Annotated in this window: 11 protein-coding genes; 6 read left to right on the forward strand and 5 right to left on the reverse strand. The window is 39.7% G+C overall.

The genetic code is table 11. The features are described 5' to 3' along the window. Positions 1-357 precede the first annotated feature (357 nt). The 3 genes from O1450_RS14865 to O1450_RS14875 all read right to left on the reverse strand — a co-directional run bounded on the left by O1450_RS14865 (position 358) and on the right by O1450_RS14875 (position 2,800). The gene (locus O1450_RS14865; protein WP_269229044.1) at positions 358-612 is read right to left on the reverse strand and encodes a DUF6587 family protein; all 255 of its coding nucleotides are present in this window, start codon (positions 610-612) and stop codon (positions 358-360) included. A gap of 77 nt (positions 613-689) precedes the next feature. After that, complete coding sequence (gene feoB, locus O1450_RS14870; protein WP_269229045.1) at positions 690-2,543, reverse strand: ferrous iron transporter B; 1,854 nt, start codon at positions 2,541-2,543, stop codon at positions 690-692. Further along, on the reverse strand, positions 2,540-2,800 hold the full coding sequence (locus O1450_RS14875) for a FeoA family protein (protein WP_018679148.1): 261 nt from the start codon (positions 2,798-2,800) through the stop codon (positions 2,540-2,542). The genes feoB and O1450_RS14875 overlap by 4 nt, the downstream gene beginning before the upstream one ends. A gap of 150 nt (positions 2,801-2,950) precedes the next feature. On the opposite strand from O1450_RS14875, the gene xerD reads away from it, so the two are divergent. The 4 genes from xerD to thrC all read left to right on the forward strand — a co-directional run bounded on the left by xerD (position 2,951) and on the right by thrC (position 7,483). Next, positions 2,951-3,871 carry a site-specific tyrosine recombinase XerD gene (gene xerD / locus O1450_RS14880; RefSeq protein WP_269229046.1) on the forward strand — a complete coding sequence of 307 codons (921 nt, stop codon included), beginning with the start codon at positions 2,951-2,953 and terminating at the stop codon, positions 3,869-3,871. Positions 3,872-3,990: 119 nt separating this feature from the next. Continuing rightward, entirely contained in the window at positions 3,991-4,806 is an 816-nt protein-coding gene (locus O1450_RS14885; protein ID WP_269229047.1) for a DsbC family protein, read from the forward strand. A 127-nt stretch (positions 4,807-4,933) separates the two neighbouring features. Continuing rightward, the gene (locus O1450_RS14890; RefSeq protein WP_004659413.1) at positions 4,934-6,235 is read left to right on the forward strand and encodes a homoserine dehydrogenase; all 1,302 of its coding nucleotides are present in this window, start codon (positions 4,934-4,936) and stop codon (positions 6,233-6,235) included. Positions 6,236-6,343: 108 nt separating this feature from the next. Beyond that, a complete protein-coding gene (gene thrC, locus O1450_RS14895) occupies positions 6,344-7,483 on the forward strand; it encodes a threonine synthase (RefSeq protein ID WP_004659414.1) in 1,140 nt (379 codons plus the stop codon). Between the two features lie 68 nt (positions 7,484-7,551). Here the strand turns inward: thrC and O1450_RS14900 are convergent, their stop codons facing one another. Next, positions 7,552-8,319 carry a hypothetical protein gene (locus O1450_RS14900; RefSeq protein ID WP_269229048.1) on the reverse strand — a complete coding sequence of 256 codons (768 nt, stop codon included), beginning with the start codon at positions 8,317-8,319 and terminating at the stop codon, positions 7,552-7,554. A gap of 160 nt (positions 8,320-8,479) precedes the next feature. Further along, entirely contained in the window at positions 8,480-9,547 is a 1,068-nt protein-coding gene (gene pbpG, locus O1450_RS14905; RefSeq protein WP_269229049.1) for a D-alanyl-D-alanine endopeptidase PBP7/8, read from the reverse strand. 210 nt (positions 9,548-9,757) lie between these two features. Between pbpG and gacA the strand changes: the two genes are divergently transcribed. Both gacA and O1450_RS14915 read left to right on the forward strand, forming a co-directional pair. Next, positions 9,758-10,393 carry a response regulator transcription factor GacA gene (gene gacA, locus O1450_RS14910; RefSeq protein WP_005163158.1) on the forward strand — a complete coding sequence of 212 codons (636 nt, stop codon included), beginning with the start codon at positions 9,758-9,760 and terminating at the stop codon, positions 10,391-10,393. 19 nt (positions 10,394-10,412) lie between these two features. Continuing rightward, entirely contained in the window at positions 10,413-11,978 is a 1,566-nt protein-coding gene (locus O1450_RS14915) for a sensor histidine kinase (RefSeq protein ID WP_269229050.1), read from the forward strand. Positions 11,979-11,984 lie beyond the last annotated feature (6 nt).

An 11,984-nucleotide genomic window follows, 5' to 3' on the forward strand; every position in this document is an offset into this window, starting at 1 on the left:
ATACGACACCAGTTGACGTGTTAACACAGACACCGCATTAGCAATCCTCTTGCGGAACTTTAATCGTTCCTCACCCTCACAAGGGGGACTAGCGGATTGCAGCCTTATATCCCCGCCCTGAAGGGCGAGGTTTTACGGCTATTTGGATAAAATTGCTTTTAAATGATGAGTTTCCGACCAATTTAGAATAGCAAAAATATTCAGCAACACGATGAAACCGAACAAAATTAACTTATGTTTAAGGCTTAATACTTTTGTTTCTATATTTTCTAGTTGATTCATTCGATGACTCTTTATTTTAATTCTTAGGTCATTAAAAAATTGCCCATACCCTAGAATATGAGCACTCATTATCTTTTAACGCCATTTGACCGCTTGAATGGTTTCTTGTTTCTTGGGTTCATTATTATCATCGACAGCACAGCCGCAACCTCCGCCACAACCCACCACGATTTTAGGCTTTAACCACATTGCCAAACGGTGCCAACCCAAACGCTGACAGAGATTCGATAAGGCAAGAAAGCTTGAACTTGCGGTTTTAGGGAACACTTTTTTAAAGACAACAAGCGCGCTCCACAGCACCAATACAGCAATAATCAAGTATTCAAACATAAACCACTCTCCAATCATTAGCTCCCGTTTTAAAGGGATGAGCTACCGTTATGGCAACTCACGGTGAGATTGCTTGCTTAACCCCAAATGCGTGATGCAATTTGGTAAGTAAAGAAAGACATTAAATACGCTAAACCAAATAAATAAGTCGTCATCACTGCAACATGTTTCCATGAACCCGTCTCACGGCGTACCGTTGCTAAGGTTGCCAAACAATGTGGCGCATAAATAAACCAAACCAATAAAGATAAACCCGTTGCCAGCGACCAACCTGTACCATCCATACTGATCAGATGTGATAAGCCTTGTGCCACTGCATCATCATCAGCGCCAGATAAAGCATAGACTGTACCTAATGCTGCAACGACTACTTCACGTGCTGCCATTGCTGGAATCAATGCAATACAAATCTGCCAGTTGAAACCAATTGGGGCAAAAATTGGTTGTATCAAGTGACCTAACATTCCCGCAAAACTATAATCAATTGCAGGTTGTGTCGCACCCTCTGGCGCTTGTGGGAACGTACATAAAAACCAAAGTAAAATCGAAAGGGCAAAAATAATCCCACCCACACGTTTTAAAAAGATTTTGGCACGATCAAGTAAACCAATCCCAACGCTCTTTAAATCTGGAATACGATAACTTGGTAACTCAAGTAATAGCGCATGTTGTGATTTATCTTTTTGTAGAAATTTCATCACAATCGAAACACACAATGCACTTACGATCCCTGACATATATAAGCCAAAGAGTACCAAGCCTTGTAGATTAAAAATCCCCCATACCATTTGACTTGGAATGAAAGCAGCAATCAATAAAGCATAGACGGGTAATCGTGCTGAACAAGTCATTAATGGTGCAACCATAATCGTGGTAAAACGATCACGCGGATCACTAATACTACGTGTTGCCATAATGCCCGGCACTGCACACGCAAAGCTTGAAAGTAACGGAATAAACGCACGACCACTGAGGCCTGCTTTAAACATTAATTTGTCGAGCAAAAAAGCTGCGCGTGGTAAATACCCAGACTCTTCCAACACTAAAATAAAGAAGAACAGAATCAAAATTTGGGGCAAGAACACAACAACGCCACCTGCACCCGCAATAATCCCGTCAACAACTAAACTATGGAGTAAAGGCTGTGAAATATGGGCACCAAGTGTCGTACCTAACCATCCAAAAAGACTTTCAATCCCATCCATAAATGGAGCTGCCCAAGCAAATACAGCTTGGAACACAATAAACATCATCACAGCAAGGCTTAATAAGCCCAATACAGGATGCAAAAATATTTTGTCGAGAAAATCAGTACGCTTATCTTCCTGATCAACAAAGTGAACGACATCTTTAAAAATAACTTGAATTTTCTGATGATGCTCGCCCGTTAATCCGCTGAGTTCGGTATGCGGCACTGTATATTTTTGTTGATCTAATGCGTGCAGTAAGTTCTCAATACCTGAGTTACGCACAGCGACTGTCTCGACCACGGGAACGCCCAATCGCTCTGATAATTTTTGAGTATTGATTTGAATTCCACGACGACGTGCTTCATCCATCATGTTTAACACGACAAGGATGGGACGACCTAACTCAATAATTTCTAGCACCAATCCGAGATGAAGCTTTAAATTAGTCGCATCAATGACACATAAAAATGCATCTTGCTGCCCTTCTTCAGCAATCTTGCCTTGACACACATCACGGGTAATTTCTTCGTCAGGGCTTGTTGCCTGTAAACTATAAGTGCCTGGCAAATCCAGCACACGTACAGCTTTTCCAGAAGGGAGTTGAAAATGCCCGACCTTACGCTCAACCGTAACGCCTGCATAATTGGCAACTTTCTGACGTGTTCCTGTCAGATGATTAAATAAAGAGGTCTTACCACAGTTTGGATTTCCCACAAGGGCAACACGTAACGCATCACTCATGCAGGCGCTCCTTCACGTTGAATTTCAATTTTATCGGCTTCAGCTTTACGCAATGCAAAACGAGTAAAACCAATCTGGATTAGAATCGGGTCACCACCAAAAATACCTTTGGTAATCACCTGTACTTGTGTACCAGGCACAAAGCCTAAACTCTCTAAACGAATAGCCACAAGGTCTGGCTGTTCGGCATCATCTACTAAGCGATTCACTTTAGTAATCATCGCCGTTTGCTTGACTTTTAATGCTGACAATCGCACCGCTTCTAACCCTAAACTCTTTTCTCCTAGAGTATACAGACAAATGAGAATAATTACCAAAAACAATCTCAATGGCATTCGCTTCTGTGACAGATCGACAACAATTCATTTTTCTTTTACAGTGCAGTTGAATGAAGGACTTTTCTGATTATGTTAAATAAAAAACCTCGTATTCCAACTGCAGTCACAATTCCAGAACATCTCAGTTTTTTACACGGTTTCCGTGATTATTTAGTGGCGCAAACCGTGAGTCCACATACACGTAATGCCTATCTATCAGATCTTATTCAATGTGCTGAGTTACATCCAAATGTGACATTAACGCAATGGTCGAGTGATGATATTGCTGATGTATTAATTGCACTCACTAAAGCAGGCAAAAGCCCACGCTCCATTGCACGCTGCTTATCTGCTTTACGTCAATTTTATAAATTTCTGAGAGAACAGAAACTCAGAGATGATAATCCCGTTGCAAACCATCGTTCTCCTAAAATTGGACGTGCTTTACCCAAAGATTTATCAGAACAAGATGTAGAAGCATTAATCAATGCACCCGATGTCAATACAGCGCTAGGTCTACGCGATCGTGCGATGTTCGAAGTGTTATATGCCTGTGGCTTACGTGTGACAGAGTTACTGAATTTACGTTTAGAACTGATTAATCTAAAACAAGGTTTTTTACGGGTTACGGGTAAAGGCAATAAAGAACGGCTTGTCCCACTTGGACAACATGCTTGCGACTGGATCGAAAAATATTTAACTGAATCACGTCCACAACTCTATAAAAGTAGTACGGATTATTTATTTTTGACGCAACATGGCGGCATCATGAGTCGGCAAAATTTTTGGTATGCGATTAAACGTTATGCACTACAAGCCAATATTCTTGCAGAGTTATCACCCCATACCTTACGCCATGCTTTTGCAACCCATTTACTCAATCATGGTGCTGATTTACGTGTTGTGCAAATGTTACTTGGTCATAGTGATTTATCAACTACTCAAATTTACACGCATGTTGCTCAGCATCGGATGCAAGAACTACATAACAAATACCATCCAAGAGGATAAAACTACCTTTTATCAATCAACATGATTTCATTCACATGGCATCAGCAAGATTTAACGAACTCAATTTAAATTTTTGGTATGCTTGGTCAAACTTATAAATACAGTATGAAAGGTTGTTTATGTTGTTTACTCGGTCTCAGTTGTTTATTGCATGTGCATTAACTTCAACACTCTTGATCAGTGCTTGTTCAAAAGAAAATTCAGCACAAAAGCCTGATGCTCTGACAGCGAGTGCGCCAGCTACTGGTGAAGCATCAACGTTAAATGAACGTAATACGCAACAACGTCTAGTTTCTACTTTAGAAAAAAATTTTAAAACCGCCAATATCAACGCCAAAATTCTTGCCATTAAAAAAACTGAGGTTCCAAATTTATTTTGGGTCAGCCTAGAAGGTATGGGATCGGTTTATGCGACCAGTGATGGGCAATATATTATTCAGGGCGATGTCATTCATCTTGGAGAAAAACAATTACGTAATGTGAGTGAAAGCTTACAAGCGGGTGAAAATAAAAAGCACTTAGCTACCCTTAAAACTGAGGACCTTATCGTTTACCCAGCACAAGGGGGTAAAGCGAAACACGTCATTTATGTATTCACCGATTCAAGCTGCCCTTATTGTCACAAACTACATGAACATCTTGCTGAAATTAATGCAAAAGGCATTGAAGTCCGTTACATAGCATGGCCACGCGGAGAGCAATTTATGCCAACCATGCAAGCGATTTGGTGTAGTCAAGATCGTAAAGCTGCATTCGATCAAGCTGCGCAAGGCTTACCAGTTGCATCAGCAGAATGTAAAAATCCAGTTCGTGATCAATATCAATTAGGCTTAAATATGGGCGTGAATGGCACACCTGCAATTTATAATGTTGAAGGTGTGTATTTAGGTGGGTACATGACTCCAGATGAAATCATTAAACACCTAGAAAAATAAAACATTCTCTACACCGTCTCACCACGACTCGGGCGACAGATTAAAGATGATCTTAGCCCTAGTGTCTGCGCACTTTTTTAGCTATGATCAAGCTTCATTAAAATGATTGAATAAAATGGAGTGTGACGTGAAACCAGTTCGTCTGGCGATACTCGGTCTTGGTACTGTAGGTGGTGGAGCCCTTAAATTATTACAAGAAAATGCTGCTGAAATTAAACGCCGTACCGGTCGCGAAATTCAAATTACACATGTAGGCACACGCCGTCCACGTCCAGATTTACAACTCGAAGGGATCAAACAAAGTGATGATCTCATGGACATCGTACGTCAACCTGATGTTGATGTCGTAGTCGAAGTGATGGGCGGTATTCATCCTGCCTATGAAGTTATCATGGAAGCCATCAAACATGGCAAGCAAGTTGTCACTGCCAATAAAGCACTACTTGCAGAACATGGTAATGAGTTGTTTAAAGCAGCTGAAGATAATGCTGTTCAAATCGCTTATGAAGCAGCGGTTGCTGGTGGTATTCCAATTATTAAAGTCATTCGTGAAGGTCTAGCTGCAAACCATATTCAATGGCTTGCAGGTATCATTAATGGTACAGGTAACTTCATTCTGACTGAAATGCGCGAAAAAGGCCGTGCATTTGATGATGTGCTCAAAGAAGCTCAAGAACTCGGTTATGCTGAAGCAGATCCAACTTTTGATGTAGAAGGCATTGATGCTGCGCACAAACTCACTATCTTGGCGTCATGTGCTTTTGGTATCCCATTACAGTTTGATAAGGTCTACACAGAAGGCATTAGCAAAATTACAGCACAAGATGTGAAATATGCTGAAGAACTTGGCTTCCGTATCAAACATTTGGGTATTGCACGTCGTGCAAGTAATGGTATTGAGTTACGTGTTCATCCTACACTGATTCCAGCAGAACAACTGATTGCCAATGTGAACGGTGTTAAAAATGCAGTATTGGTACAAGCACATGCCGTAGGCCCAACACTTTACTATGGTGCTGGTGCAGGTGCTGGTCCAACGGCTTCTGCAGTTGTTGCTGATGTGATTGATATCGTACGTGATATTTCTTATACCGAAGATGGTGCAGGAACGATTCCACAATTGGCATTTGAAGCACTAACAAACATGCCAATTCTCAGTCGCGAAGAAATGACGACTGGATATTACATCCGTTTAAATGCTGAAGACCAAACGGGTGTACTCGCTGATGTAACCACCATTCTCAGCCGTGCTGGTATCAGTATTGATGCGATCATGCAGCAATCTCGCTTGAAAGATTTGATTCCTATCGTGATTTTAACAGATCCAATTGTTGAATCAAAAATGGATGAAGCACTTGCTCAAATTCAAGCATTACCAGCTATTCGTGGCGAAATCGTAAGAATTCGTTTAGAATCGCTCGATAGTTAATCAGTTTAAATCTCCCCTCACCCCTCTTTATAAAAGAGGGGGAACTCCTCCCTTTGGAAAAGGGAGGTTGGGAGGGATTTTCTCTCTACCTCATATTGGAACACCATCATGTCGAATGCCAATCGTTATACTGGTCTTGTAGATCGTTATCGTGACCGTTTACCTGTGTCTGCAACTACACGTGCAATTTCTCTAGGTGAAGGAAATACTCCTCTTATTAAACTTGAGAATATTCCACGTATTATTGGCAAAAACGTTGAAATCTATGTGAAATACGAAGGTCTTAACCCAACAGGTTCATTTAAAGACCGTGGTATGACGATGGCTGTAACAAAAGCTGTTGAAGAAGGTTCAAAAGCGATTATCTGTGCATCTACTGGAAATACTTCAGCAGCAGCAGCAGCATATGCAGCACGTGCAGGTATTAAAGCGTTCGTATTAATCCCAGAAGGCAAAATCGCAATGGGTAAAATGGCGCAAGCGATGATGTATGGTGCGATCACCATGCAAATCCGCGGTAACTTTGATGATGGTATGCGCCTCGTAAAAGAAGTTGCAGATCAAGCGCCTGTGACGATCGTAAACTCAATCAACCCTTACCGTTTGCAAGGCCAAAAAACGATTGCTTATGAAATCGTAGAAGCATTGGGTCGCGCACCTGACTATCACTGCTTACCAGTTGGTAATGCAGGTAATATCACGGCTCACTGGATGGGTTATACCGAAGCAGTTGCAAATCAACCTGCTGATCAGTTTGAATCTGTTATCTATGATGCTGCAACAGATCAATTCACAGGTCCTAAACCAGAAGGTTTACCGACGATGGTCGGTTATCAAGCTTCTGGCGCAGCGCCATTCTTACGTGGTGCTCCAGTCGAAAGCCCAGAAACGATCGCAACGGCAATTCGTATTGGTAACCCACAAAGCTGGAACCATGCAAAAGCAGTCGTACGCGATTCAAAAGGTTGGTTTGATGAACTTCAAGATAGTGAAATTCTTGAAGCACAACGCTTACTTTCTATGTATGAAGGTGTGTTTGTAGAACCTGCTTCAGCAGCGTCTATTGGCGGTGCAATTCGCGATATTAAAGCGGGTAAAATTGCTGAAGGTTCTGTAATTGTATGCACAGTAACAGGTAATGGCTTAAAAGATCCAGATACTGCAATCAAGCAATGCGCTGATGCCGTGATGCTGTCAATTGATGCAACAATGGCTCAAGTGAAAGATTCAATTCTTTCAAATATGTAAGCATAAATTTTTACAATATAAAAAACCAGTTGCCCGCAACTGGTTTTTTTATTGACTAAAGTACAAACTTATTCTTCATCATAGCCATATTGCTCCGCCAATTCTTTTTCAATCGTCTGAATTTCATCTAAACTAATTTCTTTGATTTCAAATAAAGGCTGTTTTAATAAAGGATTAACCGCATACAACCCCTCCTCTTCCCAGCCTTGCATAATAATTAATGTTTGACTTTTATTGTTATATTTTAACGCTTTATTATTTTTTATTAAGGCTTGTAATAATACAGGTTGTTCCGATAAATCTTCGAATGAACCTTTCAATTCAATATCATCATAATCGTAATCTGCAAAAATAGTTCCGACATTCGTTTTTAATTGTTCAGGTTGATCTGCATACACTAAACCTGCAAAAAACTCATCATGCTCTTCCACCCATGCTTGTTTTTTCACTGACCATAAACCATAGAACTTAATGTCTTGATCAAAATGAATTAATTGATAACTTTGCATGTTAGCAAGCTGAATAAACTCAAAAGTATCTTCATCATTTAAGCTTTCAGGCAAGGTTTCTCGAGAAACCTCTCCCTCCTGATAAATATGTTCACCACAACGTGAAAAGACAAAATCATCTAATTGTTTTAATAATGCCTCATCTGCATCAACTAATGATTCAACTTCATATAAAAAAAAGTTACGTGCAGCTTTAATTTCAAGTTGTTTATAGACCACTTCGGCTTGCTGTTTATCATCAAACACATTGCTCATACGATGTCCAATTACATAAAAAAACTCATCGTTATAACCAAAGCTTTTTTCACGAATAACATATTTTTTCATTTTAATTTCCCAATTTCAGTGTGTGATTTTTAAATATTAAGAATGATAATTTAACAAAAATTGCTCAAAATAGAAGTGATAAAGCATTTTTCACGTCATAAAATGTCGTTCCATTATATAAAAAAGCTCCTCAGTTGAGGAGCTTTACGTTCATAAGCAATTAAATTCTTCTCGGTAAAGTACTCAGCCAAATTAATAGGTTGGTTGCATCATTGGTACGTGCCTGAGAAGTTGAAGCTCCGAGCAATACGACAACAGCTGGACGAGAATTCACTGTGGTATGCATCACTACACAACGCCCAGCCTCACCGATATATCCTGTTTTAGATAGATTAATATTCCAACCACCATTACGTACCAAGGCATTGGTATTATTTGACTTAAGCACACGATGACCTAAATTAAAATCATAGGTCGGGGTCGTAGAAAATTGACGAATCAGTCCATACTGCGAAGCTTCACTCACCAAAATCCCTAAATCTCGTGCAGATGATACATTGTGTGGGTCTAAACCTGTTGATTCTGCATAATGCGTAGATGCCATACCAAGTTTTTTAGCTTTAGCATTCATTGCTGCAATAAAAGCAGGACGACCACCTGGATAAGTGCGTGCTAATGCTGCCGCTGCAGGATTTTCCGATTTCATCAAAGCGAATAACAACAGTTCCGCACGATTCATCGTATACCCTTCTTTCAAGGTCGAGCTTGAATTCTTCCCACCTGCACCCGCAAAGTCAATTTTCTGTAGCGTAATTTCTTCTGACATATTCAGCCGTGCATCTGCGGTAATCACAGCCGTCATCAATTTGGTAATTGAGGCAATTGGTACAGACATATTACTGTTTTTACTAAACAGTACTTCGCCCGTTTGTGCATCCATCACCAAGGCTGCACGTGCATTTACAGCGGGTTGGCTACCGAAATGAGAGGTATCTCGAATCTGTATGCTTTTTTGTGGCGTTGTAGATGAACTAATACTTGCGGAACCACCACTTCGTAAGGTGGTCGTAACCGAAGTTGACCCTTGCGGGCTGATCTCTAATGAATCATCATCTTCCATCAATTGGCTTGCATCACTTGCAGACCAATTTAACGAAGCTGAAGAACTATTCGCATTTGTAGAGACTGGATTGTTATTTACAACCAGCTCAGCATAACTTGTTGAACTAAGCGCCAACAAAATAGACATGCTCAAGGCATGCATGATAGATTTTTTAGAATTTCTCACGACACAATACTCAACTCGGGACGCTGCACATTTGCGCTTAATAACATTATGCCTTACATTTGAACAAATCGGGTAAAGCTTTTATAGACACAATTGTGTACAACTATTCTCTAAACATGGAGAATAGGATTGCTAATTTTGTCGTTTGATTGCAAGCTCATTTTTCTTTATGTAACAAAAAAATCGTTTTTTTAAAAAAAGGAGGTCTTCTTGATCACTGTTCTCGTTGTTGATGATCATGAACTCGTACGTACAGGCATTTGTCGTATGCTGGAAGACCATCCAGATGTAGAAGTCATTGGACAAGCTGAATCTGGAGAAGAAGCGATTGCTTTAGTTCGATTAAAGCATCCTCAAGTTGTATTATTAGATGTCAATATGCCGGGAATTGGTGGCGTAGAAACAACACGTCGTCTTTTACAAACAGCACCTGAGACTAAAGTGATTGCTGTTAGTGGTTTAGCGGAAGAACCCTACCCATCGTTGTTATTAAAAGCAGGGGCAAAAGGCTATATCACAAAAGGTGCGCCTATTTCAGAAATGGTACGTGCAATCAATAAAGTGATGCAAGGTGGTAAATATTTCAGTGCAGATATTGCCGAACAGCTTGCGAGTTCTTATCTTTCAGATACGCAACAATCCCCTTTTGACGCACTTTCTGAGCGTGAAATGCAAGTCGCAATGATGGTGGTTAATTGTATTAGTGCTCAAGAAATCGCCGACAAATTATTTGTTAGCGTTAAAACTGTAAATACTTATCGCTACCGTATTTTCGAAAAACTAGCAATTGATAGTGATGTAAAATTAACCCATCTCGCCATTCGTTATGGACTCATTAAACCTTAATCATATTAAGTGATCGCTTATGTTGGGAAAAATTGCGTCATCAGTGTCCCAAACCGTTTATCGGCTCGGAATTTGGTATAGTGGATATCGACTGATTATTTCAATCAGTCTAATTCTTATTTACTTACTCACTGCGGAACAGCTTTCCACCAACTACGATTACCCTTTTTTATATTTCTATACGTTAGTCTGCTATATCTGTATCAACATTTTTCAACTCTTCATACTCAAGCTCATTCCATTACATGTTACGAAACAACTCATTTTCGTCTTTATTGTGGATATTGCCTGCTTGAGTATCATTACCTTCTCTGCGGGAGGACCCAACTTACAACTCAGTTTGCTGTATGTGATTATTATTTTCTCATCTGCAATTCTATTAAATGCCCACCTATCTCTCATCGTGACGCTTTTTGCTGTTATTATGGTGGTTTACCAGCGTTTCCTTGGCAATTTCTTCGATTACAATAATTTAAATAACTTAGGCAATAGCGCATTTCTTGCCTTTTTATTTTTTGTGGTTCATGCAATTGGTCGTATTGCCGTTCAAAGATTTAAGATTTTAGAAACACTCACTTTTCATCAGTCTATTGAAATTCATCAGCTGCAAAATATTAACCGCTATATTTTGGAGCAAATCGAAGATGGCTATTTGGTATTAGATCATAGCAACCATATTGTGTTGAGTAACCCAGCAGCCAACACATTATTAGGCATTCAAATCCCTGTTTCTCCAGAAAAAACTCCTCTGCTCAAATGGCAACCTGATTTATTTGAACTGATTAAATTTAGTGATTTAGAAGATGGTGAAGAATTTAGTTTTGAATCACAACAAAGTCCTTATACGATCAATGTCCGTGTTAAACACCTAATCGTCCCCGAACAATCATTAATTTTACTTATCTTGAAAGATGCACAAAAACTCACGCAACAAGTTCAACAATTAAAACTGGCCGCGCTTGGTCAACTCTCTGCAAGTATTGCACATGAAATTCGCAACCCTTTAGCGGCGATTGTGCAGGCCAATGAATTATTTAAAGAAAGTGATAGTCATCAACAAGAAATGCTCTGTCGTATGATCAGCAAACAAGCTAGACGTATTGATAATATTGTACAAGACACATTAGGCATGGCACGCAACAAACCAACTGAGCCACAAGTCATTCAACTTGCTGATTTTTTTGAAAGCCTATTGAATGAAGATCTAGTCGATGCGAAACATATGATTAAACTCAATCTTGCAGAACGAATTAATATTCTTTTTGATGAGAAACAATTACGTCAAGTTTTAATTAATCTGATTCGAAATGCCCTGCGGCACAATGCAGCTGATGCTCAATTTATTGAAGTGAATGTAGACTTAAAAGATGGCAGAACATGTATTGATGTGATTGATTTTGGTACAGGGGTCGCAAAACGAGATATTTCTCAGCTATTCAAACCATTTTTTAGTACCGAAATTAAAGGAACTGGTTTAGGATTGTATTTGTCTCATACTTTTTGTGAGGCAAATCATGCAAAGCTCACTTACGTAGAGCGACAACAAGGAGCATGTTTCAGGATTGAATGCTCAAAAATTCATTGATTAGAT

Origin of the sequence: Acinetobacter sp. TR11, from assembly GCF_027105035.1 — a bacterium.
Classification (GTDB): Bacteria; Pseudomonadota; Gammaproteobacteria; order Pseudomonadales; family Moraxellaceae; genus Acinetobacter.

Bases quoted from the DNA above. Each gene is read 5' to 3' on its own strand.
- feoB (WP_269229045.1), bottom strand. From the start codon at position 2,543: ATGAGTGATGCGTTACGTGTTGCCCTTGTGGGAAATCCAAACTGTGGT.
- O1450_RS14900 (WP_269229048.1), bottom strand. From the start codon at position 8,319: ATGAAAAAATATGTTATTCGTGAAAAAAGCTTTGGTTATAACGATGAG.
- thrC (WP_004659414.1), top strand. From the start codon at position 6,344: ATGTCGAATGCCAATCGTTATACTGGTCTTGTAGATCGTTATCGTGAC.
- O1450_RS14915 (WP_269229050.1), top strand. From the start codon at position 10,413: ATGTTGGGAAAAATTGCGTCATCAGTGTCCCAAACCGTTTATCGGCTC.
- O1450_RS14865 (WP_269229044.1), bottom strand. From the start codon at position 612: ATGTTTGAATACTTGATTATTGCTGTATTGGTGCTGTGGAGCGCGCTT.
- O1450_RS14885 (WP_269229047.1), top strand. From the start codon at position 3,991: ATGTTGTTTACTCGGTCTCAGTTGTTTATTGCATGTGCATTAACTTCA.
- xerD (WP_269229046.1), top strand. From the start codon at position 2,951: ATGTTAAATAAAAAACCTCGTATTCCAACTGCAGTCACAATTCCAGAA.